The 25,380-nt window shown below is 71.3% G+C and carries 26 protein-coding genes and 1 pseudogene; 15 read left to right on the top strand and 12 right to left on the bottom strand.

What is annotated here, in order from left to right:
• Positions 1-513 (top strand): annotated as a pseudogene (locus ABZ898_RS23165) (glucose-6-phosphate isomerase); the annotation flags it as partial.
• Between the two features lie 71 nt (positions 514-584).
• On the opposite strand, the gene pgl reads toward ABZ898_RS23165, so the two are convergent.
• From pgl to tkt, 5 genes are read right to left on the bottom strand one after another with little or no spacing between them, the layout of a single operon-like run.
• Positions 585-1,367, bottom strand: coding sequence for a 6-phosphogluconolactonase (gene pgl / locus ABZ898_RS23160; RefSeq protein ID WP_161150969.1), 783 nt, complete (start codon positions 1,365-1,367; stop codon positions 585-587).
• Positions 1,364-2,485: a glucose-6-phosphate dehydrogenase assembly protein OpcA gene (gene opcA / locus ABZ898_RS23155; protein WP_361662001.1), complete on the bottom strand. Its 1,122-nt coding sequence runs from the start codon at positions 2,483-2,485 to the stop codon at positions 1,364-1,366. The genes pgl and opcA overlap by 4 nt, the downstream gene beginning before the upstream one ends.
• Positions 2,482-4,020: a glucose-6-phosphate dehydrogenase gene (zwf, locus tag ABZ898_RS23150; protein ID WP_361661998.1), complete on the bottom strand. Its 1,539-nt coding sequence runs from the start codon at positions 4,018-4,020 to the stop codon at positions 2,482-2,484. The genes opcA and zwf overlap by 4 nt, the downstream gene beginning before the upstream one ends.
• A gap of 1 nt (position 4,021) precedes the next feature.
• Positions 4,022-5,140, bottom strand: a complete 1,119-nt coding sequence (tal, locus tag ABZ898_RS23145) for a transaldolase (protein ID WP_361661995.1) — start codon at positions 5,138-5,140, stop codon at positions 4,022-4,024.
• A 34-nt stretch (positions 5,141-5,174) separates the two neighbouring features.
• A complete protein-coding gene (gene tkt / locus ABZ898_RS23140; RefSeq protein WP_361661992.1) occupies positions 5,175-7,262 on the bottom strand; it encodes a transketolase in 2,088 nt (695 codons plus the stop codon).
• 373 nt (positions 7,263-7,635) lie between these two features.
• On the opposite strand from tkt, the gene ABZ898_RS23135 reads away from it, so the two are divergent.
• The 4 genes from ABZ898_RS23135 (at position 7,636) to ABZ898_RS23120 (ending at position 11,033) form a co-directional block, all read left to right on the top strand.
• Positions 7,636-8,637 (top strand): heme o synthase, encoded by a 1,002-nt coding sequence (locus ABZ898_RS23135; RefSeq protein ID WP_361661990.1) that lies wholly within the window; start codon positions 7,636-7,638, stop codon positions 8,635-8,637.
• Positions 8,638-8,732: 95 nt separating this feature from the next.
• Positions 8,733-9,047 (top strand): hypothetical protein, encoded by a 315-nt coding sequence (locus tag ABZ898_RS23130; RefSeq protein WP_361661987.1) that lies wholly within the window; start codon positions 8,733-8,735, stop codon positions 9,045-9,047.
• 115 nt (positions 9,048-9,162) lie between these two features.
• Positions 9,163-10,263, top strand: coding sequence for an amidohydrolase (locus tag ABZ898_RS23125; RefSeq protein WP_361661984.1), 1,101 nt, complete (start codon positions 9,163-9,165; stop codon positions 10,261-10,263).
• 38 nt (positions 10,264-10,301) lie between these two features.
• Positions 10,302-11,033: a nucleotidyltransferase domain-containing protein gene (locus tag ABZ898_RS23120; RefSeq protein ID WP_361661981.1), complete on the top strand. Its 732-nt coding sequence runs from the start codon at positions 10,302-10,304 to the stop codon at positions 11,031-11,033.
• Position 11,034: 1 nt separating this feature from the next.
• Here the strand turns inward: ABZ898_RS23120 and ABZ898_RS23115 are convergent, their stop codons facing one another.
• The 4 genes from ABZ898_RS23115 to ABZ898_RS23100 all read right to left on the bottom strand — a co-directional run bounded on the left by ABZ898_RS23115 (position 11,035) and on the right by ABZ898_RS23100 (position 14,653).
• Positions 11,035-12,045 carry a COX15/CtaA family protein gene (locus ABZ898_RS23115; protein ID WP_361661978.1) on the bottom strand — a complete coding sequence of 337 codons (1,011 nt, stop codon included), beginning with the start codon at positions 12,043-12,045 and terminating at the stop codon, positions 11,035-11,037.
• 70 nt (positions 12,046-12,115) lie between these two features.
• Positions 12,116-12,889, bottom strand: coding sequence for an ABC transporter permease (locus ABZ898_RS23110; RefSeq protein ID WP_361661975.1), 774 nt, complete (start codon positions 12,887-12,889; stop codon positions 12,116-12,118).
• Positions 12,886-13,809: an ABC transporter ATP-binding protein gene (locus tag ABZ898_RS23105; protein WP_361661972.1), complete on the bottom strand. Its 924-nt coding sequence runs from the start codon at positions 13,807-13,809 to the stop codon at positions 12,886-12,888. Before ABZ898_RS23105 ends, ABZ898_RS23110 begins: the two co-directional genes overlap by 4 nt.
• 31 nt (positions 13,810-13,840) lie before the next feature.
• The gene (locus ABZ898_RS23100) at positions 13,841-14,653 is read right to left on the bottom strand and encodes an AAC(3) family N-acetyltransferase (RefSeq protein WP_361661969.1); all 813 of its coding nucleotides are present in this window, start codon (positions 14,651-14,653) and stop codon (positions 13,841-13,843) included.
• Between the two features lie 184 nt (positions 14,654-14,837).
• Between ABZ898_RS23100 and ABZ898_RS23095 the strand changes: the two genes are divergently transcribed.
• The 10 genes from ABZ898_RS23095 (at position 14,838) to dapD (ending at position 22,859) form a co-directional block, all read left to right on the top strand.
• Positions 14,838-15,593, top strand: coding sequence for an ArsR family transcriptional regulator (locus tag ABZ898_RS23095; protein WP_361661966.1), 756 nt, complete (start codon positions 14,838-14,840; stop codon positions 15,591-15,593).
• On the top strand, positions 15,590-17,011 hold the full coding sequence (sufB, locus tag ABZ898_RS23090; protein WP_361661963.1) for a Fe-S cluster assembly protein SufB: 1,422 nt from the start codon (positions 15,590-15,592) through the stop codon (positions 17,009-17,011). Before ABZ898_RS23095 ends, sufB begins: the two co-directional genes overlap by 4 nt.
• Positions 17,012-17,071: 60 nt before the next feature.
• On the top strand, positions 17,072-18,256 hold the full coding sequence (gene sufD / locus ABZ898_RS23085) for a Fe-S cluster assembly protein SufD (protein WP_361661960.1): 1,185 nt from the start codon (positions 17,072-17,074) through the stop codon (positions 18,254-18,256).
• The gene (locus ABZ898_RS23080; RefSeq protein ID WP_361661957.1) at positions 18,253-18,576 is read left to right on the top strand and encodes a non-heme iron oxygenase ferredoxin subunit; all 324 of its coding nucleotides are present in this window, start codon (positions 18,253-18,255) and stop codon (positions 18,574-18,576) included. The genes sufD and ABZ898_RS23080 overlap by 4 nt, the downstream gene beginning before the upstream one ends.
• Before the next feature lie 7 nt (positions 18,577-18,583).
• A complete protein-coding gene (gene sufC, locus ABZ898_RS23075; protein ID WP_031182017.1) occupies positions 18,584-19,348 on the top strand; it encodes a Fe-S cluster assembly ATPase SufC in 765 nt (254 codons plus the stop codon).
• Positions 19,345-20,601: a cysteine desulfurase gene (locus ABZ898_RS23070; protein WP_361661953.1), complete on the top strand. Its 1,257-nt coding sequence runs from the start codon at positions 19,345-19,347 to the stop codon at positions 20,599-20,601. Before sufC ends, ABZ898_RS23070 begins: the two co-directional genes overlap by 4 nt.
• An 18-nt stretch (positions 20,602-20,619) precedes the next feature.
• Complete coding sequence (gene sufU, locus ABZ898_RS23065; protein ID WP_361661950.1) at positions 20,620-21,093, top strand: Fe-S cluster assembly sulfur transfer protein SufU; 474 nt, start codon at positions 20,620-20,622, stop codon at positions 21,091-21,093.
• A complete protein-coding gene (locus ABZ898_RS23060; RefSeq protein WP_030815359.1) occupies positions 21,090-21,422 on the top strand; it encodes a metal-sulfur cluster assembly factor in 333 nt (110 codons plus the stop codon). Before sufU ends, ABZ898_RS23060 begins: the two co-directional genes overlap by 4 nt.
• A gap of 77 nt (positions 21,423-21,499) precedes the next feature.
• Entirely contained in the window at positions 21,500-21,823 is a 324-nt protein-coding gene (locus ABZ898_RS23055; protein WP_361661947.1) for a multidrug efflux SMR transporter, read from the top strand.
• A gap of 49 nt (positions 21,824-21,872) precedes the next feature.
• Complete coding sequence (gene dapD / locus ABZ898_RS23050) at positions 21,873-22,859, top strand: 2,3,4,5-tetrahydropyridine-2,6-dicarboxylate N-succinyltransferase (protein ID WP_361661944.1); 987 nt, start codon at positions 21,873-21,875, stop codon at positions 22,857-22,859.
• 63 nt (positions 22,860-22,922) lie between these two features.
• Here dapD and ABZ898_RS23045 read toward each other — a convergent pair whose 3' ends face one another.
• From ABZ898_RS23045 to ABZ898_RS23035, 3 genes are read right to left on the bottom strand one after another with little or no spacing between them, the layout of a single operon-like run.
• A complete protein-coding gene (locus ABZ898_RS23045) occupies positions 22,923-23,111 on the bottom strand; it encodes a hypothetical protein (RefSeq protein ID WP_361661941.1) in 189 nt (62 codons plus the stop codon).
• 44 nt (positions 23,112-23,155) lie between these two features.
• Positions 23,156-23,773, bottom strand: coding sequence for a TetR/AcrR family transcriptional regulator (locus tag ABZ898_RS23040; protein ID WP_361661938.1), 618 nt, complete (start codon positions 23,771-23,773; stop codon positions 23,156-23,158).
• 46 nt (positions 23,774-23,819) lie between these two features.
• Positions 23,820-25,259, bottom strand: a complete 1,440-nt coding sequence (locus tag ABZ898_RS23035) for an alkaline phosphatase PhoX (protein WP_361661935.1) — start codon at positions 25,257-25,259, stop codon at positions 23,820-23,822.
• Positions 25,260-25,380 lie beyond the last annotated feature (121 nt).

The following is a 25,380-nucleotide window of genomic DNA, read 5'->3' as shown; positions in this document are numbered from 1 at the left end:
GTGTGGGGCACGCCCGGCACCAACGGGCAGCACGCCTACTACCAGTTGATCCACCAGGGCACGAAGCTGATCCCGGCCGACTTCATCGGCTTCGCGCGTCCGGTGGACGAGCTGAGTGACGAACTCAAGGCCCAGCACGACCTGTTGATGGCCAACTTCTTCGCCCAGACCCAGGCCCTCGCCTTCGGCAAGACCGAGGAAGAGGTCCGCGAGGAAGGGGTGCCGGAGGAACTGGTCCCGCACAAGACCTTCCAGGGTGACCGGCCGACGACCACGATCCTGGCCCCCGAGCTGACCCCGTCGGTGCTCGGCCAGCTCATCGCCCTCTACGAACAGAAGGTGTTCGTCCAGGGCGCGGTCTGGAACATCGACTCCTTCGACCAGTGGGGCGTCGAGCTGGGCAAGGTCCTCGCCAAGCGCATCGAGCCCGCCCTGACGGAGGGCGCGGACGTGCCCGGTCTCGACCCGTCGACCCGGGCGCTGGTCGCCGAGTACCGCGAGATGGGCGGCTGAGCCGGCACCGGACACACGGAAAGGGCGGCGGGGAACCGAAGTCCCCGCCGCCCTTCCGGCAGTCGGTCAGCTCACGGAGAGGCCGGCGGATACATCGACCGCGGCAGATCGGACGCCGCCGCCGAGTCCAGCAGCCACAGCGTCCGCGCCCGGCCCTGGGCACCGGCCGCCGGGGCCTGCACCTCGCCCGCGCCGGACAGCGCTATCGCCACCGCCTCGGCCTTGTCCTCGCCCGCCGCCAGCAGCCACACCTCACGCGCCGCGCGGATCGCGGGCAGCGTCAGGGAGACACGGGTCGGCGGCGGCTTGGGCGCGCCGTGCACACCCACCACCGTGCGCTCGGTCTCCCGTACCGCGGGCAGCTCCGGGAAGAGCGACGCCACATGCGTGTCCGGGCCGACGCCCAGCAGCAGCACGTCGAACTCCGGGACCTCGGCGTGGTCCTCCGGACCGGCGGCCTTGGCCAGCTCCGCCGCGTACGCACCGGCCGCCGCGTCCACGTCCGCGCCGTAGGGCCCGTCGGAGGCGGGCATCGGGTGCACGCGCGCCGGGTCCAGCGGTACGGAGTCGAGCAGGGCCTCGCGGGCCTGCGTGTAGTTGCGGTCCGGGTCGCCCTCGGGGAGGTAGCGCTCGTCGCCCCACCACAGGTCCAGGCGGCCCCAGTCGATCGCGTCCCGCGCGGGCGCCTTGGCCAGCGCGGCCAGCAGACCGTTGCCGTTGCGGCCACCGGTGAGGACCACCGAGGCATGACCGCGCGACGCCTGCGCGTCCACGATCTTCGTGATCAGCCGGGCCGCGGCGGCCTCGGCCATCAGTTCCTTGTCGCGGTGCACGACCAGTTGCGGAGTGCTCACTTCGACGCCGCCTTCCTCGCGAGGGAGTTCGGGGTCGGCCGCTCGGCCGCGCCCTCCTCGGTGCCCGCCTCGGACTCGGCCGCGGCCACCTCGGCGGCGACCTCGTCCGCCGCGGCTTCCTCCGCGGCCTCCGCCGTGGCTTCCTTCGTGGGCTCCACCGCCGTGCCGCCCAGCGCCGCCGCCGCGTCGGCGGCCGTCGTGAGCCGCTCCACGCCGTAGCGCAGGGCCGCCGCGTAGGTGTCGTCCGGGTCGAGCCGGCGCAGTTCCTCCGCGATCAGCTCGGCGGTGTCCCGCCGCTGGAGCGCCACCGCGCGGGCGGGCTGGCCCTTGACGGACAGGTTCGCCAGCGAACCGTCCGCCCGGTCCAGCACGACCGGTCCGCACGAGGTCTCCATGCGGACGGCCGTCAGCCCCGGTCCCGAGGACAGCGACCGGGCGACCGGCACACCGAGCCGGTCCGCCAGCCACATGGCCAGCAGCTCGCAGCTCGGGTTGAACTCCTCGCCCTCGACCTCGACGGACCGCACCTCGCAGTCCACCTGGTCCAGGGCCGCCGCCAGCATCGAACGCCACGGCGTGATCCGGGTCCAGGCCAGGTCGGTGTCGCCCGGCGCGTACGTCTCGGCACGCGCGGCCAGGTCACGCACCGGCTGCTCGGCGGCGTAGGTGTCGGTGACCCTGCGCTGCGCGAGCGCGCCCAGCGGGTCCTTGGCCGGGTCCAGCGGGGAGTTCACCGGCCACCAGACCACCACGGGCGCGTCCGGCAGCAGCAGCGGCAGCACCACCGAGTCGGCGTGGTCGGAGACCTCGCCGTACATCCGCAGCACGACCGTCTCGCCGGTGCCCGCCTCGGCGCCCACCCGCACCTCCGCGTCCAGCCGGGAGCTGGTGCGGTCGCGCGGGGTGCGCGAGACACGGCGGATGACGACCAGCGTGCGCGAGGGGTGCTCGCGGGACGCGTCGCTCGCCGCGCGCAGGGCGTCGTAGGCGTTCTCCTCGTCGGTGACGATGACGAGGGTCAGCACCATGCCCACGGCGGGCGTGCCGATGGCGCGGCGGCCCTCGATCAGCGCCTTGTTGATCTCACCGGCGGTGGTGTCGGTCAGGTCTATCTTCATGGCCGGCGCCAGCTCCGTCCGTCTCGTGCGAGCATCTCGTCGGCCTCGGCCGGGCCCCAGGTGCCCGACTTGTACTGCGCGGGCCGCCCGTGCTCGTCCCAGTACCGCTCGACCGGGTCGAGGATCTTCCAGGACAGCTCGACCTCCTCCGTGCGCGGGAAGAGGTTGGCGTCGCCGAGCAGCACGTCCAGGATGAGCCGCTCGTACGCCTCGGGGCTGGACTCGGTGAAGGACTCGCCGTAGGCGAAGTCCATCGACACGTCCCGGATCTCCATGGAGGTGCCCGGCACCTTGGAGCCGAAGCGGACCGTGATGCCCTCGTCGGGCTGGACCCGGATGACGATCGCGTTCTGGCCCAGCTCCTCGGTCGCCGTGTGGTCGAACGGGGAGTGCGGAGCCCGCTGGAAGACCACCGCGATCTCGGTGACCCGGCGGCCCAGCCGCTTGCCGGTGCGCAGGTAGAAGGGGACGCCCGCCCAGCGGCGGTTGTCGATCTCCAGCTTCAGCGCCGCGTAGGTGTCGGTCTTCGACTTGGGGTCGATGCCGTCTTCCTGGAGGTAGCCGGTGACCTTCTCGCCGCCCTGCCAGCCGTCCGCGTACTGGCCGCGCACGGTGTCCGTGCCCAGGTCCTTCGGCAGCCGTACGGCACCGAGCACCTTGGTCTTCTCCGCCGCCAGCGCGTCCGCGTCGAAGGAGGAGGGCTCCTCCATCGCGGTGAGCGCGAGCAGCTGGAGCAGGTGGTTCTGGATCACGTCACGCGCGGCGCCGATGCCGTCGTAGTACCCGGCGCGGCCGCCGACGCCGATGTCCTCGGCCATCGTGATCTGCACGTGGTCCACGTAGGACCGGTTCCAGATCGGCTCGAACATCTGGTTGGCGAAGCGGAGCGCCAGGATGTTCTGGACGGTCTCCTTGCCCAGGTAGTGGTCGATCCGGAACACCTGGTCCGGCTCGAACACCTCGTGCACGACCTTGTTGAGGTCCTCGGCGGACTCCAGGTCGTGGCCGAACGGCTTCTCGATGACCGCGCGCCGCCAGGAGCCACCGCTCTGATCGGTCAGGCCGTGCTTCTTGAGCTGCTGGATGACCACCGGGAAGGAGCTGGGCGGCACCGACAGGTAGAAGGCGAAGTTGCCGCCCGTGCCCTGTGCCTTGTCCAGCTCGGCGATGGTCGTGCGCAGCCGCTCGAAGGACTCGTCGTCGTCGAAGGTGCCCTGGACGAAGCGCATCCCCTGGATGAGCTGCTGCCAGACCTCCTCGCGGAACGGCGTACGGGCGTGTTCCTTGACCGCGTCGTGGACGACCTGCGCGAAGTCCTCGTGCTCCCAGTCGCGGCGGGCGAAGCCCACCAGGGAGAAGCCCGGCGGCAGCAGACCGCGGTTGGCGAGGTCGTAGACGGCGGGCATGAGCTTCTTGCGCGAGAGGTCGCCGGTGACGCCGAAGATCACCAGGCCCGACGGCCCCGCGATGCGCGGGAGCCGTCGGTCCGCGGGATCACGAAGCGGGTTCGCTCCGGAACCGTTGAGGGGTGACAAATCAGCCCTCCGAGGGGGCGAGGCGCTTCAGCTCCGCCTCGGTCGACTTGAGCAGGTCGTTCCAGGAACCCTCGAACTTGTCCACGCCCTCGTCCTCCAGCACCTGGACGACGTCGTCGTAGGCGATGCCGAGGGCCTCGATCGCGTCGAGGTCGGCGCGGGCCTGCTCGTAGGTGCCGGACACCGTGTCGCCGGTGATCTCACCGTGGTCCTCGGTCGCCTCCAGAGTCGCCTCCGGCATGGTGTTGACCGTGTTCGGCGCGACCAGGTCGGTGACGTACATCGTGTCGGAGTACGCCGGGTCCTTCACACCGGTCGACGCCCACAGCGGGCGCTGCCTGTTGGCGCCCGCCTTCTCCAGCGCCTTCCAGCGGTCCGAGGAGAAGACCTCCTCGTACGCCTGGTAGGCGAGGCGCGCGTTGGCGACGGCGGCCTTGCCGAGCAGGGCCTTGGCCTCGTCGGTGCCGACCGCCTTCAGCCGCTTGTCGATCTCGGAGTCCACACGGGACACGAAGAAGGACGCCACCGAGTGGATCTTCGACAGGTCCAGGCCGCGCTCCTTGGCCTTCTCCAGGCCGGTCAGGTACGCGTCCATGACCGCGCGGTAGCGCTCCAGGGAGAAGATCAGCGTGACGTTGACGCTGATGCCGTTGCCGATCGTCTCCGCGATGGCCGGCAGACCCGCCTCGGTCGCCGGGATCTTGATCAGGGTGTTCGGGCGGTCCACCAGCCAGGCGAGCTGACGGGCCTCGGCGACCGTGGCGCGCGTGTTGTGCGCGAGCCGCGGGTCGACCTCGATGGAGACCCGGCCGTCCTTGCCGCCGGTGGCGTCGAAGACCGGGCGCAGGATGTCGGCGGCGTCACGGACGTCCGCCGTCGTGATCATGCGGATGGCCTCTTCGACCGTGACCTCACGCGCGGCCAGGTCGGCGAGCTGCTGCTCGTAGCCGTCGCCGCTGCTGATGGCCTTCTGGAAGATGGTGGGGTTGGTGGTGACGCCCACGACGTGCTGCTGGTCGATCAGTTCGGCGAGGTTGCCGGACGTGATCCGCTTGCGCGACAGGTCGTCCAGCCAGATCGCCACGCCTTCCTCGGAGAGGCGCTTGAGTGCGTCTGTCATGGAAATTGCATCTCCTACGTGTCGTTTACGGGCGTCAGCGCTGCGCGGCGGCGAGGGATTCCCGCGCCTTGTCGGCCACGTTCTCCGGAGTGAAGCCGTACTCGCGGAACAGGACCTTGCCGTCCGCGGACGCGCCGAAGTGCTCCAGGGAGACGATGCGGCCGGCGTCACCCACGTACTTGTGCCAGGTCAGGCCGATGCCCGCCTCGACGGCGACGCGGGCCTTGACCGACGGCGGCAGCACGGAATCCCGGTACCCCTGGTCCTGCTCCTCGAACCACTCGACCGACGGCATCGAGACCACGCGGGTGGGCACGCCCCCGGCCTGGAGCCGCTCGCGCGCCTCGACGGCGACGTGCACCTCGGAACCGGTGGCGATCAGGATGACCTCGGGCTCGCCACCCTCGGCCTCGAACAGGACGTAGCCGCCGCGCGCGGCGTCCTCGTTCGGCTCGTACGTCGGCAGGCCCTGGCGGCTGAGCACCAGGCCGGTCGGAGCGCCCTTGCCGAACTCCTTGGTCCAGCGCTTCATGACCTCGCGCCAGGCGATGGCGGTCTCGTTGGCGTCCGCCGGGCGGACCACGTTCAGACCGGGGATCGCGCGCAGCGCGGCCAGGTGCTCGACCGGCTGGTGGGTCGGGCCGTCCTCGCCCAGACCGATGGAGTCGTGCGTCCACACGTACGTCACCGGCAGGTGCATCAGGGCCGACAGGCGCACGGCGTTGCGCATGTAGTCGGAGAAGACGAGGAACGTGCCCCCGTAGACCCGGGTGTTGCCGGCCAGCGTGATGCCGTTCATCTCCGCGGCCATGGCGAACTCGCGGATGCCGAAATGGATCGTGCGGCCGTACGGGTTGGCCTCCGGCAGCGGGTTGCCCGCAGGGAGGAAGGAGCTGTCCTTGTCGATGGTCGTGTTGTTCGACCCGGCGAGGTCGGCGGAACCGCCCCACAGCTCGGGGATGACCGGGCCGAGCGCCTGCAGGACCTTGCCGGAGGCGGCACGGGTGGCCACGCTCTTGCCGGTCTCGAAGACCGGGATCTTCAGTTCCCAGCCGGTGGGCAGGGCGCCCTCGCTGATGCGGTCGAACTCGGCCGCGCGCTCCGCGTTGTTCTCGCGCCAGACCTGGAAGCCCTTCTCCCACTCCGCCTTGGCCTGACGGCCGCGCTCCAGGGCGCCGCGGGTGTGGGACAGGACCTCGTCGGCGACGGCGAAGCTCTGGGCCTCGTCGAAGCCGAGGACGCGCTTGGTGGCCGCGACCTCGTCGTCGCCGAGCGCCGAGCCGTGCGCGGCCTCGGTGTCCTGCGCGTTCGGGGCGGGCCAGGCGATGATCGAGCGCATGGCGATGAAGGACGGCCGGTCGGTGACCGCCTTGGCCTTCTCGATCGCCGCGTAGATCGCCGCCGGGTCGAGGTCGCCGTCGGTCTTGGGCTCCACGCGCTGGACGTGCCAGCCGTAGGCCTCGTACCGCTTCATGGTGTCCTCGGACACGGCCGTCTCGGTGTCGCCCTCGATCGAGATGTGGTTGTCGTCCCACAGCAGGATGAGGTTGCCGAGCTGCTGGTGGCCCGCGAGGGAGGACGCCTCGGAGGAGATGCCCTCCTGGAGGCAGCCGTCACCGGCGATGCAGTAGATGTAGTGGTCGAACGGGGACGTGCCCTCGGGCGCGTCCGGGTCGAAGAGGCCGCGCTCGAAGCGGGAAGCCATCGCCATGCCCACCGCGTTGGCCACACCCTGGCCCAGCGGGCCGGTGGTGGTCTCGACGCCCTCGGTGTGTCCGTACTCCGGGTGCCCCGGGGTCTTCGAGCCCCAGGTGCGGAAGGACTTCAGGTCGTCCAGCTCCAGGCCGAAGCCGGCCAGGTAGAGCTGCGTGTAGAGGGTCAGGGACGAGTGACCGGCGGACAGCACGAAGCGGTCGCGGCCCACCCACTGCGGGTCGGCCGGGTCGTGCCGCATCACCTTCTGGAAGAGGGTGTAGGCGGCCGGAGCCAGGCTCATCGCCGTGCCGGGATGGCCGTTGCCGACCTTCTGTACGGCGTCGGCGGCCAGAACACGGGCGGTGTCCACGGCCCGCTGGTCCAGGTCGGTCCACTCAAGGTCTGTGGTGGTCGGCTTGGTGCTCACCCTGGGTCAGGGCTCCTCTCCACATGTCGTTCGCCGGTTCGCGGCGCGTGGCGCCCGCCGGCCGCCGGTGCACTGGTGTCCACCGGCCGTTGTCGAGCCTACCCCCGAGGGGACGTGCGTTTTTTCGAGTCATTCCAGACTGCCGGGACTCGATGCGATCCGCCTCCCGACCGGGCCGGGAGCGGCTTGGCACATGAATACGGAGCCGCTCGTCCGAGTGCTCAACCGAGCCCCGGAGGACCTCGTTCGGGCGGTTCCGGGAAGGGGTCGCCCACATGAGCCGACCCCGGCGAAAAACCGGATATGGCCAACGTCTAAAGTGGCGTGGTACGCGCGAGCCTTTACCCCGCTTTCACACGGGAACGCTCGCTTGATGTCTCTGTCAGGGGTGTGCGTGACGGCCGTCGAATCCCGTCCTGGGGGCACTTCCCAGGCCCTTAAGGCTCCGGGGGAGGGTGGGCCCGCTGCGGGCCGGAACCCGGCTGACCGGCCGTTCGGGGCCCGTGTCAAGGGCTTCGTGGCGCTGACCAAGCCGCGGATCATCGAGCTGCTGCTCATCACCACGGTCCCGGTGATGTTCCTGGCCCAGCAGGGGGTGCCCGACCTCGGTCTCGTCCTGCTGACCTGCGTCGGCGGCTACCTCTCCGCGGGCGGCGCGAACGCGCTCAACATGTACATCGACCGGGACATCGACGCGCTGATGGACCGCACCTCGCAGCGGCCGCTGGTGACCGGCATGGTCAGCCCGCGCGAGTGCCTCGCCTTCGGCATCACCCTCGCGGTCGTGTCGACGCTGCTGTTCGGGTTCACCGTCAACTGGCTGTCCGCGTGGCTGTCGCTCGGTGCGCTCCTCTTCTACGTCGTCGTCTACACGATGATCCTCAAGCGGCGCACCTCGCAGAACATCGTGTGGGGCGGCATCGCGGGCTGCCTGCCGGTGCTGATCGGCTGGTCCTCGGTCACCAACTCGATGTCGTGGGCGCCGGTCATCCTCTTCCTCGTCATGTTCTTCTGGACGCCGCCGCACTACTGGCCGCTGTCCATGAAGGTCAAGGACGACTACGCCCGCGTGGGCGTGCCGATGCTGCCCGTCATCGCCTCCAACAAGGTGGTCGCCCGGCAGATCGTCATCTACAGCTGGGTTATGGTCGCGGTCTCCCTGCTGCTCCAGCCGCTCGGGTACACCGGCTGGTTCTACACCGTGGTCGCCCTCGCGTCCGGCGGCTTCTGGCTCTGGGAGGCGCACGGCCTGCAGAACCGGGCCAAGGCGGAGGTGACGGGGGGCAAGCTCAAGGAGATGCGGCTGTTCCACTGGTCGATCACCTACGTGTCGATCCTCTTCGTCGCCGTCGCGGTGGACCCCTTCCTGCGATAAGCGTTCTTCCGGCGGTTCTTTCGAGGGAGGGTGCGTGGTCAAGGCCACGCACCCTCCCTTCGCCGTTTCCTCTACTCGTCGGTAGCATCCTGGTCATGGCTGACACGGAGCAGGTTGACGCGAAGAGCGAGCGCCAGGTGAAGCGGCTCGCGCATCAGATCGGTACGTTCGCCAAGGCGCACGGCGGCGCCGAGGGAAACGTGGCGTACATGGGGGAGCGCGGGGCCCGCATCGCCCTCGTGGGTGAGGACGGGGAGTGGGGGAACCTGGTGGCGCCCAGCGTCGAGATCGCCCGGCAGGCGGTGGAGAAGGCCGGCGTCGCGCTCCAGGAGAGCTTCGACGGCGAGTTCGCGGCGAAGATCAGCACGTCCGCGTACGAGTGGAAGCGGATGGCCGGCATCCAGATCTGAGTCCCGGAGCCGCGGACCGGACAGGCCCTGCGCGCCCCCGGAGGCCGGCCCGCGCCACCTGAATCCGGTTCGCGCCGTTAGGACGTGTGAAACAGCGTCCTCACCGGGAGCCGGAATGATCGACACGCCTTCGCTCGTGGATCAGTACTGCCATGGGGTGCTCAGGACCGAGCTGGGGCTCGGGACGTTCGAGGCGCGGCTGGGGCGGGGTGAGGGGCCGGCCGCACCGGGGACCACGCTGTTCGACACGCAGACGGGGTTCGCGGTGCGGCGGTGGTGTCCCCCGCTGCTCGGTCTGGAGCCGCACTGCCCGCCCGCGCGCTATCTGGCCCGGCGCCGGGAGCTGGGGGTGCTGGAGGCGGGGCGCAGGCTCCTGCGGGGGTCCGGGATCACGACCTACCTGGTCTCCAGCGGCCTGCCGGACGATCTCACCGGGCCCGAGGAGATGGCCGCCGCCGGGGACGCCGAGGCCCGGGAGGTGGTCCGGCTCGAACCGCTGGCCCAGCAGGTCGCCGACACCTCCGGGACGGTCGCCTCGTTCCTCGCCAATCTGGCCGAGTCGGTGCACGGGGCCGCCGCGCACGCCGTCGCCTTCGCCGCCGCGCCCTCCCCGGCCGACGGCGGCCCGGCCCTCGCCCCCGAACCCCCGGGCCCCGGCGCGGTACGGGGCGCCGCAGCCCGCTGGCTGGCCGCGCGGCGGGTCGGGGAGGAGCTGACCGACCCCGTACTGCTGGGCCATCTGCTGTGGGTCGCGGCCGCCACCGGACGCCCGCTCCAGCTGCACGCCGGCCCCGAGGAGCCCGGCGCGCGCACCGACCCCGCCCCGCTCACCGGCTTCGTACGGGCCACCGCGGGTCTGGGCACCGACCTGGTGCTGATCCCGGGCCACTTCCACCACCGCCACGCCGCCCGCCTGGCCGCCGCCCACCCGCACGTCTACGCCGACTCCGGCGCCGCCCTCGCCCGTACCGGAGCCCGCGCGGCCGCCGTGCTCGCGGACATGCTGGAGCTCGCCCCCTTCGGCAAGATCCTCTTCTCCACCGGCGCCCAGTCCCTCCCCGAGCTGCACGTCGTCGGCGCCCACCTCTTCCGGGAGGCCCTCGACCGGGTGCTGGGCGCCTGGGTCGGCGAGGGCGCCTGGTCCCCGTCGGACGCCCGGCGCGTGGCCCACCTCCTGGCGGCGGAGAACGCCCACCGGGTGTACGGGCTGCGCTGAGTCTGTACGAGCGGCCGCCTGACCCCGACACTCACCTCATGCCGACCGAAGCGCTCCTCGCCCGCTTCCTGGACGACCTGGCCCCCTTCGGCCCTCTCGCCGTCTGGGCCCACGGCTCGCTGGGCGGCGGGGACTACCAGGAGGGCCGCAGCGACCTCGACCTGATCGCGGTCCTGCCCGCCCCGCCGACCCTGGCCGACTTGCGCCGGCTGATCGTGCTGCACCGGCGGCTGCGCGCCGAACCGCTCGCCGGCAAGCTGCACTGCTCCTACCTGACGCCGTCCACCGCGGCCGACCCGGCGACGCCGCACCCGACCTGGGCGCACGGCCGGACCATGCGCCGCCCGGTCACCCCGGTGACCCGGAGCGAACTGCACACGTTCGGGAGAGTGCTGTGCGGGGCGCCGCCCGCCGCCTACCTGCCCCAGGTGCCGGACCGGGAGCTGCGTGACTTCGTCGTCGCCGACCAGCGGGACTTCTGGCGCCCGGCCGTCGACCGGGAGCGGCTGTGGCGGGAGGACGTCTGGGTGGACCTCGGCCTGCTGACCTTCGCCCGCGCCACCGTGACCCTGCGCGAGGGACGGCTGATCTCCAAGCGGCAGGCGCTCACCGAGCTGCCCGCGCTCGGGGCGCCGGGCGCGGTCGTCGAGGACATCACCCGGCGGCGCTACGGCGAACACGGGCCGGGGCCCTCGCCGGACCGCCGGGCCCGGCTCACCCGGGCGTATCTGGGCCCGGCCATCGACGCCCTGGTGACCGGGTACCGCTGAGTCAGGCGGGCGTGCCCACCGAGACCTCGGCCGACGGAGCGGGCACGGACGCCACGGCCTCGGGGCGCTCGCGGAGCGCGAGGAGGACGCGCAGTGTGGCGATCCACATGAGGCAGGAGCCGAGCATATGGAGGGCCACCAGGGCCTCGGGGAGGTGGGTGAAGTACTGGATGTAGCCCACGAGCCCCTGGCCCAGCAGGATCAGGAACAGGTCGCGGGTGCGGGACAGGGGGCCCTTCGGGGCGTCCACCGCCTTGAGGACGAACCACAGGGCGAAGGTCAGCGTCACCACGATCCACGCCAGCACCGCGTGCAGCTTGGCGATCATCTCCCAGTCCAGCGGGATGCGCGCGACCTCGGAGGAGTCGCCCGCGTGCGGACCGGCGCCGGTCACCACCGTGCCGACCGCGATCAGCAGCACGGCCGCGGCCACCAGGAACCACACGAGCTGCCGCACCGCCCCGCCGACCAGCGGACGCGGCTCGCCGTCACCCTCCCGCGTGCGCTGCCACATCACGGTCGCCACCGTGATCAGCGCCGTGGACAGCAGGAAGTGCGCCGCCACGGTGTACGGGTTCAGGCCGACCAGCACCACGATGCCGCCGAGCACGGCGTTGCCCATGACCACCCAGAACTGCGCCCAGCCCAGCCGGGTCAGGCTCCGCCGCCACGGCTTCTGCGAGCGGGCGGCGATGATCGCCCAGCCGACGGCCGCGCAGAGCACGTACGTCAGCATGCGGTTGCCGAACTCGATGACACCGTGCAGACCCATCTCGCGGGTGGTGGTCAGCGAGTCGTGGGTGCAGGAGGGCCAGGTCGGGCAGCCGAGGCCCGAGCCGGTCAGGCGCACCGCGCCGCCGGTGACCACGATGACCACCGACATCACGAGTGCGGCGAGCGCGGCCCGGCGGACGGTCCGGGGGTCCGGGGTCCAGCGGTCGGCGATGAAGGCGAGCGGATTGCGGAGAGCCGCTGCGGCGTCGGCGGGGGTCAGCTTTGGCACGCGCACCATCGTAAGGCGCGCGCTTGTGCACGCTTTCACGAGGGGTCCGCCCGAGCCGTCGGGTCCGGCCGCCGGGGGCCTACTCCCAGCGGAAGAACCTGCCCGCCGCCGCGAGCCCCACGACCGCCCACACCGCGAGGATCGCGAGGTCGCCCCACGGCATTCCGGCGCCGTGCTGGAGCACGTCCCGCAGGCCGTCGGAGAGCGCGGAGATCGGCAGCAGGCCGAGGACGTGCTGCCCGGCGGAGCCGAACTTCTCCAGAGGCACGATCACCCCGCCGCCCACCAGCAGCAGCAGGAACACCAGGTTGGCGGCCGCGAGCGTCGCCTCCGCCTTCAGCGTGCCCGCCATCAGCAGCCCGAGCCCGGAGAACGCGGCCGTGCCCAGCACCAGCAGGAGCAGCACGGCGGCCGGGTTGCCGTGCGGGGACCAGCCCAGCGCGAAGGCGATGACGGTCAGCAGGACCACCTGGAGCACCTCGGTGACCAGCACCGCGGCGGTCTTCGCGGTCATCAGGCCCCAGCGCGGCAGCGGCGAGGAGGCCAGCCGCTTCAGCACGCCGTAGCGGCGCTCGAAGCCGGTGGCGATGGCCTGGCCGGTGAACGCCGTGGACATCACGGCGAGCGCCAGGATGCCGGGGGTGAGGAAGTCCACCGCCTCGCCGGACCCGGTGTCCACGATGTCCACCGAGCTGAAGAGCACCAGCAGCAGGGTCGGGATGACCACGGTGAGCAGCAGCTGCTCGCCGTTGCGCAGCAGCATCCGCGTCTCCAGCGCGGCCTGCGCGGCGATCATGCGGGCCAGCGGCGCCGCCCCGGGCCTGGGGGCGTACGTGCCCGGCGCGGTCGTCATGAGCGCAGCTCCTTGCCGGTGAGCTCGAGGAAGACGTCTTCGAGGGTGTGCCGCTCCACCGCGATCCGGTCCGGCATCACCCCGTGCTGCGCGCACCAGGAGGTCACCGTGGCGAGCAGCTGCGGGTCTATCTTGCCGGTCACCCGGTAGCCGCCGGGCGTCAGCTCGTCGGCCGTGCAGTCCGCCGGCAGCGCCTTGAGCAGTGAGGCGACGTCCAGGCCGGGCCGCCCGCTGAAGCGCAGGGTGTTCTCGGCGCCGCCCCGGCACAGCTCGTCGGGGGAGCCCTGGGTGACGACCCGGCCGCCGTCGATGATCGCCACGTCGTCGGCGAGCTGCTCGGCCTCGTCCATGTGGTGCGTGGTGAGGATCACCGAGACGCCGTCGGCGCGCAGGTCCCGTACGAGGTCCCAGGTGGCGCGGCGGGCCTGCGGGTCTAGGCCGGCGGTGGGCTCGTCCAGGAAGACCAGCTCGGGCCGGCCGACCACGGCCATGGCGAGCGCGAGGCGCTGCTGCTGGCCGCCGGACAGCCGCCGGTAGGAGGTCCGGCCGCAGGAGTCGAGGCCGAGGCGCTCGATCAGCGCGTCCACGTCCAGCGGGTGCGCGTGCAGCCGGGCCACGTGGCGCAGCATCTCCTCGGCGCGGGCGCCCGAGTAGACGCCGCCGGACTGCAGCATCACGCCGACGCGGGGGCGCAGCGCGGCCGCGTCCCGCAGCGGGTCGAGGCCGAGGACGCGCACGGTGCCGGAGTCCGGCCTGCGGTATCCCTCGCAGGTCTCGACCGTGGTCGTCTTCCCGGCGCCGTTGGGGCCGAGCACGGCGGTCACGCCCGGCCGGGCCTCCAGGTCGAGGCCGTCCACCGCGGTCTTCCGGCCGTACCGCTTCACCAGGGCCCGGACCTGGACCACGGGGTCACTTCGCATGGGGACAGAGTCTAGGGAGGCATGGCGGTGCTCAGGCGCGGGGGTGCTCGAAACCGGCCTCGCGGGGCCGGTGCAGCGCCAGCCAGCGCTCGGCGTAGGCCACCGCGTCCGCGACCGGGAACAGCCTGGCCTCGGCCGCCCCGACCCGGCCCCGGACGACCGGGCGGTCCCGCTCGAAGTCGTGGCCCAGCTCGTCGAAGCGGGCGGAGTCGATGGAGACCTCCGTCACCGTCTCCCAGCCGCCGGGGCCGGGCCTGCCGACCGCCACCAGCGGCGCGGGTATCCGGTACTCGGCCAGGTGGAAGCTGGTGCAGGAGTCGTAGCCCGCGCCCAGCAGCAGCACCCGGGCGCCGAGCCGCTCCAGACGGGCCAGCGGGCTGTGCTCACCCAGCCGGCAGTCCAGGGCGTGGCCCTCGGTGATCTCGGCGGCGCGCGGGCCGAGCGCGGCGAAGGAGGTCTGGGGGTGGGAGCTGCGCAGGGCGCCGGGCCAGGTGCGCACGGTCTCCGGCACGACCCCGACCCCGCGCGAGGGGGTGGTGCGGGGGTCGTAGCCGGGCATGGTGGCCCGGACCGTCTCCCACCAGGCCGCGGGCACCGGGGGCGCCCGCCACAGCTCGGGGTCGGAGAGCTGGGCGGACTGGGTGGGGACCACGAGCGTGCCGTCCGGGCCGAGGGCGTCGAGGAGTCCCTGGACGACGGCGACGGCTCCGCCGTTCACCCACCCGAGGGAACTCAGCGACGAGTGCGCGAGGAGGATGTCGCCGGTCTTGACACCGAGGTGTCGGAGCTGCTCGGCGAGGGTGCCGCGGGTGATCAGGGGGCCGGTCGGGGCGTGGGTCGGCATGGTGCGGAGTCTTCCGGGCAGGGGTCCGCGGCGCCAGCGGTTTTGCCTGGTGGGAGAGGCCGTGATGATCGTGCGGGAGATCATTTCCGCAGGTCAGGTTAGGTGCACCTAAGTGACGCAGGGCACCGTCGGTCACCCCGGACCCGGCTTGTCAGGCCCTGAGGAATTACGCAACAATGGCGTTGTGAAAAACGTCGGCGAGGCTCGGGAGACCCCTACGGGCACCCATGAGGAGCTAGCGACCGGTGAGCGTTCGACGCGCAACCGGGTCGCGCGGTCCATCCTGGACCACGGCGCGTCGACCGTCGCCGAACTGGCCGGCCGGCTGGGTCTCACCCAGGCCGCCGTGCGGCGCCACCTGGACGCGCTGGCCGCCGACGACATCGTGGAGGCCCGCGAGCAGCGGGTGTACGGCGCGCGGACCCGCGGTCGCCCCGCCAAGGTCTTCGCCCTCACCGCCTGCGGCCGGGACGCCTTCGACCAGTCCTACGACCAGCTCGCCGCCGACGCCCTGCGCTGGATCGCCGAGCGCCAGGGCGGGGACGAGGCCGTCGCCGCCTTCGCCCGCGCCCGCATCGCCGCCCAGGCCGACACCTACCGCGCGGCCGTCGATGGAGTCGAGCCCGAGCGCCGCGCCGAAGCCCTCGCCAGGGCCTTGACCGCGGACGGGTACGCTGCTACGGCACGCAGTGCACCCCTCCCGCAACAGGGTGAGCAGCTCTGCCAGCACCACTGTCCGGTCGCACACGTCGCCGAGCAGTTCCCCCAGCTCTGCGAGGCGGAGACCGAGTTCTTCGCCGAACTGCTGGGGACCCACGTCCAGCGACTGGCGACCATCGCCCACGGCGACGGCGTCTGCACGACGTTCATTCCGAAGATTTCCAAGTCCGATCAGAGCCACCACGCATCTGCAAGCACGGCCGGGAGGAACCCCGCATGACTCTCCCCACGGAGACTGCCCACCCCGAACTCGAGGGTCTGGGCAAGTACGAATACGGCTGGGCCGACTCCGACGTAGCCGGCGCGGCAGCCAAGCGCGGTCTGAACGAGGCCGTCGTCCGTGACATCTCGGACAAGAAGTCCGAGCCGGAGTGGATGACCAAGCTCCGCCTCAAGGGCCTGAAGCTGTTCGAGAAGAAGCCCATGCCCAACTGGGGCTCCGACCTCTCGGGCATCGACTTCGACAACATCAAGTACTTCGTGCGCTCCACGGAGAAGCAGGCGGAGTCCTGGGAGGACCTGCCCGAGGACATCAAGAACACCTACGACAAGCTGGGCATCCCCGAGGCCGAGAAGCAGCGCCTCGTCGCCGGTGTCGCCGCCCAGTACGAGTCGGAGGTCGTCTACCACCAGATCCGCGAGGACCTGGAGGAGCAGGGCGTCATCTTCCTGGACACCGACACCGCGCTCCGCGAGCACCCCGAGCTGTTCAAGGAGTACTTCGGCACGGTCATCCCGGTCGGTGACAACAAGTTCGCCTCGCTGAACACCGCCGTGTGGTCCGGCGGCTCCTTCATCTACGTGCCGAAGGGCGTGCACGTGGAGATCCCGCTCCAGGCCTACTTCCGGATCAACACCGAGAACATGGGCCAGTTCGAGCGGACGCTGATCATCGTCGACGAGGACGCCTACGTCCACTACGTCGAGGGCTGCACCGCGCCGATCTACAAGTCGGACTCGCTGCACTCCGCGGTCGTCGAGATCATCGTCAAGAAGGGCGCCCGCTGCCGTTACACGACCATCCAGAACTGGTCGAACAACGTCTACAACCTGGTCACCAAGCGCGCCGTCGCCTACGAGGGCGCGACCATGGAGTGGGTCGACGGCAACATCGGCTCCAAGGTGACCATGAAGTACCCGGCCGTCTACCTGATGGGCGAGCACGCCAAGGGCGAGACGCTCTCCATCGCCTTCGCGGGCGAGGGCCAGCACCAGGACGCCGGCGCCAAGATGGTGCACATGGCGCCGAACACGTCGTCCAACATCGTCTCCAAGTCGGTGGCGCGCGGCGGCGGCCGTACCTCCTACCGCGGTCTCATCGAGATCGGCGAGGGCGCGGCCGGATCGAAGTCCAACGTGCTGTGCGACGCGCTGCTCGTCGACACCATCTCCCGCTCGGACACCTACCCCTACGTCGACGTCCGCGAGGACGACGTCTCCATGGGCCACGAGGCGACCGTCTCCAAGGTCTCCGAGGACCAGCTCTTCTACCTGATGAGCCGCGGCCTCTCCGAGGACGAGGCGATGGCGATGATCGTGCGCGGCTTCGTCGAGCCCATCGCGAAGGAGCTGCCCATGGAGTACGCCCTGGAGCTCAACCGGCTGATCGAGCTGCAGATGGAGGGCGCGGTCGGCTGACCCGCCGCCCCGCACCCCGTCACGCCACACACGCACACGAAAGCGAGCACTACGACAGCCATGGCTGAGGCTCAGAACATCCCCGTGGGTTCGACCACCTCGGGCTCGATCGCGGTCGCCGCCGAGTCGACCGTCGCCACGCGCATGAGCGCGCCCCCCTCCTTCGACGTCGCGGACTTCCCCGTCCCGCACGGCCGTGAGGAGGAGTGGCGGTTCACCCCGCTGGAGCGCCTGCGCGGCCTGCACGACGGCACCGCGGTCGCCACCGGCGAGGGCCTGAAGGTCGTCGTCGAGGCCCCCGAGGGCGTCACCGTCGAGAACGTCGGCCGTGACGACGCCCGGCTCGGCAAGGCCGGCACCCCGGTCGACCGCGTCGCCGCCCAGGCGTACTCCGCCTTCGAGCAGGCGTCGGTCGTCACCGTGCCCAAGGACACCGTCCTCACCGAGCCGATCCGCATCGCGGTGCACGGCGAGGGCGGCACCGCCTTCGGCCACCAGGTCATCGAGCTGGGCGCCTTCGCCGAGGCCCTCGTCGTCATCGACCACACCGGTGACGCCGTGCTCGCCGCCAACGTCGACTACGTGCTCGGCGACGGCGCCAAGCTGACCGTCGTCTCCGTCCAGGACTGGGACGACAAGGCCGTGCACGTGGCCCAGCACAACGCCCTCGTCGGCCGCGACGCCTCCTTCAAGTCCGTGGTCGTCACCTTCGGCGGCGACGTCGTCCGCCTGCACCCGCGGGTCAGCTACGCGGGCCCCGGCGGCGAGGCCGAGCTGTTCGGCCTGTACTTCACGGACGCCGGCCAGCACCAGGAGCACCGCCTCCTGGTCGATCACAACACCCCGCACTGCCGGTCCCACGTGATCTACAAGGGCGCCCTGCAGGGCGAGGGCGCGCACGCGGTCTGGATCGGTGACGTGCTCATCGAGGCCAAGGCCGAGGGCACCGACACCTACGAGATGAACCGCAACCTCGTCCTCACCGACGGCTCCCGCGTGGACTCGGTCCCCAACCTGGAGATCGAGACCGGCGAGATCGTCGGCGCCGGCCACGCCTCCACCACCGGCCGGTTCGACGACGAGCAGCTCTTCTACCTGATGGCCCGCGGCATCCCGGAGCACGAGGCCCGCCGCCTCGTGGTCCGCGGCTTCTTCGCCGAGCTGGTCCAGCAGATCGGCGTGCCCGACGTCGAGGAGCGCCTGCTCGCCAAGATCGAGGAGGAGCTGGAGGCCTCGGTCGCATGACGACGACCTTCCAGCGCGCCTGCGGACTGAGCGAACTGTCGGAGGACACCCCCAAGCGGGTGGAGATCGACGGCACGCCGGTCTCGGTCGTGAAGACCGAGGGGGAGGTGTACGCGATCTACGACATCTGCTCGCACGCGAACGTCTCCCTCTCCGAGGGCGAAGTGGAGGACGGGCAGATCGAGTGCTGGCTGCACGGCTCCTGCTTCGACCTCCGCAGTGGCAAGCCGTCCGGTCCGCCCGCGACGCGCCCCGTCCCCGTATACCCCGTAAAGATCGAAGGGGACGACGTGCTCGTCTCCCTCACCCAGGAGTCCTGAGGCACCCATGGCAACGCTTGAAATCCGAGACCTGCACGTCACCGTCGAGGCCGACAACGCCACGAAGGAGATCCTCAAGGGCGTCGACCTGACCGTGAAGCAGGGCGAGACGCACGCCATCATGGGCCCCAACGGCTCGGGCAAGTCGACCCTCGCCTACTCGCTCGCCGGTCACCCGAAGTACACGATCACGGGCGGCACCGTCACCCTCGACGGCGAGGACGTCCTCGCCATGTCGGTCGACGAGCGCGCCCGCGCCGGCCTGTTCCTCGCCATGCAGTACCCGGTCGAGGTCCCCGGCGTCTCCGTCTCCAACTTCCTGCGCACCTCCGCCACCGCCATCCGCGGCGAGGCCCCCAAGCTGCGTACCTGGGTGAAGGAGGTCAAGGAGAACATGGAGCGTCTCCACATGGACCCCTCCTTCGCCGAGCGCAACGTCAACGAGGGCTTCTCCGGCGGTGAGAAGAAGCGCCACGAGATCCTCCAGCTGGAGCTGCTCAAGCCGCAGGTCGCGATCCTCGACGAGACCGACTCCGGCCTCGACGTGGACGCCCTGCGCATCGTCTCCGAGGGCGTCAACCGCGTCCGCGAGAGCGGCGAGACAGGCACCCTGCTGATCACGCACTACACGCGCATCCTGCGCTACATCAAGCCGGACTTCGTCCACGTGTTCTCCGGCGGCCGCATCGTCGAGTCCGGCGGCCCCGAGCTGGCCGACAAGCTGGAGAACGAGGGCTACGAGGCGTACACGAAGGGTGGCGTATCCGCGTGACACAGCTGCCGGGCCTCCTCGACACCGAGGCGCTGCGCAAGGACTTCCCGATCCTGGACCGCCAGGTCCACGACGGGCGCAAGCTCGTGTACCTGGACAACGCGGCGACCTCGCAGAAGCCGCGCCAGGTACTGGACGCTCTGAGCGAGTACTACGAGCGCTACAACGCCAATGTCCACCGCGGCGTGCATGTCCTCGCCGAGGAGGCCACGGCGCTGTACGAGGGCGCGCGTGACAAGGTCGCCGACTTCATCAACGCGCCCAGCCGCGACGAGGTGATCTTCACCAAGAACGCCTCCGAGTCGCTCAACCTCGTGGCCAACATGCTGGGCTGGGCCGACGAGCCCTACCGGGTGGACCACGAGACCGAGATCGTCATCACGGAGATGGAGCACCACTCCAACATCGTGCCGTGGCAGCTGCTCGCGCAGCGCACCGGCGCGAAGCTGAAGTGGTTCGGCCTCACCGACGACGGCCGGCTCGACCTGTCCAACATCGACGAGATCATCACCGAGAAGACGAAGATCGTCTCCTTCGTGCTGGTCTCCAACATCCTGGGCACGGTCAACCCGGTCGAGGCGATCGTGCGCCGCGCCCAGGAGGTCGGCGCGCTCGTCTGCATCGACGCCTCGCAGGCCGCTCCGCACATGCCCCTGGACGTCCAGGCCCTCGGCGCCGACTTCGTGGCCTTCACCGGCCACAAGATGTGCGCGCCCACCGGCATCGGCGTCCTCTGGGGCCGGCAGGAGCTCCTGGAGGACCTGCCCCCGTTCCTCGGCGGCGGCGAGATGATCGAGACGGTGTCGATGCACTCCTCGACCTACGCGCCCGCCCCGCACAAGTTCGAGGCGGGCACCCCGCCGATCGCCCAGGCGGTCGGTCTCGGTGCCGCGATCGACTACCTCGACTCGATCGGCATGGACAAGATCCTCGCCCACGAGCACGCGCTCACCGAGTACGCGGTGAAGCGGCTGGGCGAGGTCCCCGACCTGCGCATCATCGGCCCCTCCACGGCCGAGGACCGCGGCGCGGCGATCTCCTTCACCCTCGGCGACATCCACCCGCACGACGTGGGCCAGGTCCTCGACGAGCAGGGCATCGCGGTCCGTGTCGGCCATCACTGCGCGCGGCCCGTCTGCCTGCGGTACGGAATTCCGGCGACCACCCGGGCGTCGTTCTATCTGTACTCCACGCCCGGCGAGGTCGACGCACTGGTCGAGGGGCTGGAGCACGTACGGAACTTCTTCGGCTGAGAGGCGTGGGCTGACACCGTGAAGCTGGACTCGATGTACCAGGACGTCATCCTGGACCACTACAAGAACCCGCACGGGCGTGGTCTGAGGGACGGCGACGCCGAGGTGCACCACGTGAACCCGACGTGCGGCGACGAGATCACCCTGAGGGTGAGGTACGACGGAACGACGATCGCGGACGTCTCGTACGAGGGCCAGGGCTGTTCCATCAGCCAGGCCTCGGCGTCCGTGCTGAACGAACTGCTGGTGGGCAAGGACCTGCCCGAGGCGCAGAAGATCCAGGAGACCTTCCTGGAGCTGATGCAGTCCAAGGGCCGGATCGAGCCCGACGACGCGATGGAGGAGGTGCTGGAGGACGCGGTCGCGTTCGCCGGTGTCTCCAAGTACCCCGCGCGGGTCAAGTGCGCCCTCCTGAGCTGGATGGCGTGGAAGGACGCGACGGCCCAGGCCCTGGGCGAGGCCGGCGCGGACGCCGAAAGGAAGACGGCATGACCGACACCGCTGAGATGAAGCCCGCCTCCGAGGAGGAACTCCGCGAGGCCCTCATGGACGTCGTCGACCCCGAGCTGGGTATCGACGTCGTCAACCTCGGCCTGATCTACGGCATCCACATCGACGACTCCAACGTCTGCACGCTGGACATGACGCTGACCTCCGCGGCCTGCCCGCTGACGGACGTCATCGAGGACCAGGCCAAGTCCGTCACGGACGGCCTGGTCAGCGAACTGCGCATCAACTGGGTCTGGATGCCGCCGTGGGGCCCGGACAAGATCACCGACGACGGCCGCGAGCAGTTGCGGGCGCTGGGCTTCAACGTCTGAGGCGCTTCGCGTGTCCGAGGCCCCGGGGAGCACTCCCCGGGGCCTCGTCGCGTTCCGGGGTGGGTACGGTCGTACGCATGGGGTTTGTGCTGCTCGCGGTCGCCATCGCGGCCGAGGTCGCCGCGACGACCGCGATGAAGTACAGCGAGGGATTCACCCGGCTGTGGCCCTCGCTGGTGACCGTCGCCGGATACGTCGTCTCCTTCGCGCTGCTGGCGCGGGCGCTGAGGACGGTTCAGATCGGCGCGGCGTACGCGATCTGGGCCGGGGTGGGCACGGCGGCCGTCGCCGTGCTGGGGACGGTGCTGTTCGGGGAGGGGCTGAGCGCGGTGAAGGTCGCCGGCATCCTCATGATCATCGGGGGAGTGGTGGTGCTCAACCTGGGCGGGGCGGCGCACTGACCCCCGGCGCGGTTCGCCCTGACCAGGCCGGGCGCGTTAGGTTTTGCCCATGACCGAGTCTGCAACCCGTACCACCGGCGCCGTCGCCGCCGGTCTCGCCACCATCGCCTCCGACGGCACCGTTCTCGACACCTGGTTCCCGGCGCCCGAGCTGGTGGCCGAGCCGGGCCCCTCCGGCAGTGAGCGGCTGTCCGCCGACCGCGCCGCCGAACTGCTGGGCGACAACGCGGTCTCCGCGCTCGGCCCGGACGCCCGCCGGGGCGTCGAGGTGGTCGCGGTCCGTACGGTCATCGCCTCGCTGGACGAGAAGCCGATCGACGCGCACGACGTCTACCTGCGTCTGCACCTGCTCTCCCACCGCCTGGTCAAGCCGCACGGCCAGAGCCTGGACGGCATCTTCGGCCACCTCGCCAACGTCGCCTGGACCTCGCTCGGCCCGGTCGCCGTGGACGACATCGAGCAGGTGCGGCTGAACGCCCGCGCCGGCGGCGTGCACCTCCAGGTCACCTCGATCGACAAGTTCCCCCGCATGACGGACTACGTCGCCCCCAAGGGCGTGCGCATCGCCGACGCCGACCGCGTCCGCCTCGGCGCGCACCTCGCCGAGGGCACCACGGTCATGCACGAGGGCTTCGTCAACTTCAACGCCGGCACGCTGGGCACCTCCATGGTCGAGGGCCGCATCTCCGCGGGCGTCGTCGTCGGCGACGGCTCCGACATCGGCGGCGGTGCCTCCACCATGGGCACCCTCTCCGGCGGCGGCAACGTCATCATCGCCATCGGCGAGCGCTGCCTCGTCGGCGCCGAGGCGGGCGTCGGCATCGCCCTGGGCGACGAGTGCGTCGTCGAGGCCGGTCTCTACGTCACGGCGGGCACCCGTGTCACGATGCCCGACGGCCAGATCGTCAAGGCCCGCGACCTCAGCGGCGCCTCCAACATCCTCTTCCGCCGCAACTCGGTCACGGGCGCGGTGGAGGCCCGGCCGAACAACGCGGTGTGGGGCGGGCTGAACGACATCCTGCACAGCCACAACTGACCTGCTCCGGCCGTGAGCACGGGAGCGCCCCGCGGCGCGTGGCGGCGGGGCGCCCGGTGAGGATCAGTCGACCATCTGCCCGGCGAACTGGCCGCCCTTGCAGGTGTTGGTCGCCCAGTCGACCGTTCCGCCGCCCTGCTCGCACTCGCCCGGGGTGAGGCTGGCGGCGGTGGCTGTGGCGGCGGTTGTGAGGCCGAGGCCGGCGAGGGCTGCCGTGGCGAAAAGGGCAGCGAGGAGTCGTCGAATGCGCATGTGGTTCGCCTTTCACGGATTGCCTCGGTTGGGACACAATCAGCCTAATGTTCCGGGGGGTGCCCCGTCCTGTTGGGCCGTTCGGGTGGCGCCACATGCGGGGACCGCTGCCGGACACCGTCCAGCAGCCAGCCCAGATACCGCCCGATCTCCCGCGCCTGCCCGCCGCCCAGTTCCGCCGCCGAGGCGACGCCGTGGGCGAGACGGAGCAGGTCGGCCGGGGTGATGTCGGGGCGGAGGGTGCCTTCCGCCTGGGCGGACCGGACCAGACGGGTCGCCGTGCCGTTCACCACCGTGCCGCAGGCCGTCAGCGGAGCCTCGGTCACCGCCGAGCCCAGGAGGGACTTCAGGCCCCGCACCTGGATCGTCGCCACGCAGACCTCGTGGAGCCACTCCGTCAGAGCCTCGCCCGGGGGCAGGACGCGGGAGAGTTCCTCGCCCCGCTCGCCCAGGGCGTCGACGCGGGCCGCGTACGCCGCCTCCAAGAGGGCCCGGCGGGTGGGGAAATGACGGTAGAGCGTGCCGGAGCCGACCCCGGCACGCTTGGCGATGTCGTCCAGGGAGGCCGTCTCCCCGTGCTCGGCGAACGCCGACGCCGCCGCGGCCAGCAGGCGTTCACGGTTGCGCCGGGCATCCGCCCGCATGGGCCTGGGGTGGGACACGCGGGTGCTTCCTGTCGGGCCGGAGGGGGGTGACAACCCCCGGATTCTAGCCCCGCCGCTGCCGCTTCCACGGGCCCGTGATCGCCAGCATGATGCCGGGCTGCTGGATGTTGGCGAAGAGGGTGTGGCCGTCGGGGGAGAAGGTCACGCCGGTGAACTCGCTGTACTCGGGGGCCTCCTCGGTGCCGATGTTCAGCTCGTTGCGCGCGATGGGGTACGTACGGCCGCTGTCGGTCGCGCCGAACAGATGCTGCACCCCCTCGCCGTCCTCGGCGATGACCAGGCCCCCGTAAGGGGAGACGGTGATGTTGTCGGGGCCGTCGAGGGCGCCCTCGGCGGAGGGGTCGGGGTTCACCCCGAGGAGCACCTTCAGGGTCAGCGTCCGGCGCCGGGGGTCGTAGAACCACACCTGGCCGTCGTGCCGTACCGGACTCTCCTCGCGGGCGTAGGACGAGACGACGTAGACCCCGCCGTCACCCCACCACATGCCCTCCAGCTTCCGGGCCCGGGTCACCCCGCCGTCGGCGAACTGCTTGCGGACCGGCACCGTACGCGCGTCCCGGTCGGGCACGTCGACCCAGTCCACGCCGTACACCGTGCCGATCCGCGTCGCGCGCGAGAGGTCGTCCACGTACCGGCCGCCGGAGTCGAAGCAGCGGAACGCCTCAAGGACGCCCGCGTCGTCGGCGAGGGCGCGCAGCCGGCCGCGGCCGTGGCGGAAGCCCTCCGGCGGGGTCCAGCGGTAGAGCAGGCCGTTGGGACCGGACGCGTCCTCGGTCAGGAAGAGGTGCCCCCGCTTCGGGTCGACCACCACCGCCTCGTGGGCGTAACGGCCCAGCGCCTTCAGCGGCTTGGGCGCGCGGTTGGCCCGGCGGTCGGCGGGGTCCACCTCGAAGACGTAACCGTGGTCCTTGGTCATGCCGTTCTGCCCGGCCCGGTCCTCGGTCTCCTCGCCCGTCAGCCAGGTACCCCAAGGCGTGCTGCCGCCCGCGCAGTTGGTGGACGTGCCGGCGATGCCCACCCACTCGGCGACCTGGTCGCGGCGGACCTCCACCACCGTGCAGCCGCCCGCGGCCGCCGGGTCGTACACCAGGCCCTCGGCCGGCGGCACCGGGTGCTCCCAGCTCGCGCGCGGCCCCTTCAGCTCATGGTTGTTCACCAGCAGCACCGCCCCGCGCGGACCGGCGAAGGCGGCCGTGCCGTCGTGGTGGGACGGGGTCGGCTCGCCGGACTCCAGCCGGGTCCGGCCGCTGTAGGTCACGACGCGGTACGAGAAGCCCGCCGGGAGCGCCAGGATGCCGTCCGGGTCGGGCACGAGCGGGCCGTAGCCGACACCGGGATGGCCGTAGGCGTCCTCCGCGCCGTCGAGATCCGTCGCGGCCAGGGCCTGCGGGGCGGTGGCGAGGGCGCCGGCACCGCCCGCGAGCACGACCCCCGCGCCGGTGACCGCGGTCGACCTGGCGAAGTCCCTGCGGGTGAGTGACATGGTGTCTCCTGTGGCGGTCGGGACGCCCGCCGCGGGAGGGCGGGGCGGCTGGCCTCGTTCGGCCGACACACTCCCGCCCCTCGCTGAACGGCGGTTGAACACCGCACCGCGCCCCGGACAC

Source organism: Streptomyces sp. NPDC046860, from assembly GCF_040645115.1.
GTDB lineage: Bacteria > Actinomycetota > Actinomycetes > Streptomycetales > Streptomycetaceae > Streptomyces.
Note: the sequence above shows the minus strand (reverse complement) of the source record. Positions and strands in the feature narration are given on the sequence as shown.

Bases quoted from the DNA above. Each gene is read 5' to 3' on its own strand.
- opcA (WP_361662001.1), bottom strand. From the start codon at position 2,485: ATGAAGATAGACCTGACCGACACCACCGCCGGTGAGATCAACAAGGCG.
- tal (WP_361661995.1), bottom strand. From the start codon at position 5,140: ATGACAGACGCACTCAAGCGCCTCTCCGAGGAAGGCGTGGCGATCTGG.
- ABZ898_RS23135 (WP_361661990.1), top strand. From the start codon at position 7,636: ATGTCTCTGTCAGGGGTGTGCGTGACGGCCGTCGAATCCCGTCCTGGG.
- ABZ898_RS23130 (WP_361661987.1), top strand. From the start codon at position 8,733: ATGGCTGACACGGAGCAGGTTGACGCGAAGAGCGAGCGCCAGGTGAAG.
- ABZ898_RS23125 (WP_361661984.1), top strand. From the start codon at position 9,163: ATGATCGACACGCCTTCGCTCGTGGATCAGTACTGCCATGGGGTGCTC.
- ABZ898_RS23120 (WP_361661981.1), top strand. From the start codon at position 10,302: ATGCCGACCGAAGCGCTCCTCGCCCGCTTCCTGGACGACCTGGCCCCC.
- ABZ898_RS23115 (WP_361661978.1), bottom strand. From the start codon at position 12,045: ATGGTGCGCGTGCCAAAGCTGACCCCCGCCGACGCCGCAGCGGCTCTC.
- ABZ898_RS23110 (WP_361661975.1), bottom strand. From the start codon at position 12,889: ATGACGACCGCGCCGGGCACGTACGCCCCCAGGCCCGGGGCGGCGCCG.
- ABZ898_RS23105 (WP_361661972.1), bottom strand. From the start codon at position 13,809: ATGCGAAGTGACCCCGTGGTCCAGGTCCGGGCCCTGGTGAAGCGGTAC.
- ABZ898_RS23100 (WP_361661969.1), bottom strand. From the start codon at position 14,653: ATGCCGACCCACGCCCCGACCGGCCCCCTGATCACCCGCGGCACCCTC.
- sufB (WP_361661963.1), top strand. From the start codon at position 15,590: ATGACTCTCCCCACGGAGACTGCCCACCCCGAACTCGAGGGTCTGGGC.
- sufD (WP_361661960.1), top strand. From the start codon at position 17,072: ATGGCTGAGGCTCAGAACATCCCCGTGGGTTCGACCACCTCGGGCTCG.
- ABZ898_RS23080 (WP_361661957.1), top strand. From the start codon at position 18,253: ATGACGACGACCTTCCAGCGCGCCTGCGGACTGAGCGAACTGTCGGAG.
- sufC (WP_031182017.1), top strand. From the start codon at position 18,584: ATGGCAACGCTTGAAATCCGAGACCTGCACGTCACCGTCGAGGCCGAC.
- ABZ898_RS23060 (WP_030815359.1), top strand. From the start codon at position 21,090: ATGACCGACACCGCTGAGATGAAGCCCGCCTCCGAGGAGGAACTCCGC.
- ABZ898_RS23055 (WP_361661947.1), top strand. From the start codon at position 21,500: ATGGGGTTTGTGCTGCTCGCGGTCGCCATCGCGGCCGAGGTCGCCGCG.
- dapD (WP_361661944.1), top strand. From the start codon at position 21,873: ATGACCGAGTCTGCAACCCGTACCACCGGCGCCGTCGCCGCCGGTCTC.
- ABZ898_RS23045 (WP_361661941.1), bottom strand. From the start codon at position 23,111: ATGCGCATTCGACGACTCCTCGCTGCCCTTTTCGCCACGGCAGCCCTC.
- ABZ898_RS23035 (WP_361661935.1), bottom strand. From the start codon at position 25,259: ATGTCACTCACCCGCAGGGACTTCGCCAGGTCGACCGCGGTCACCGGC.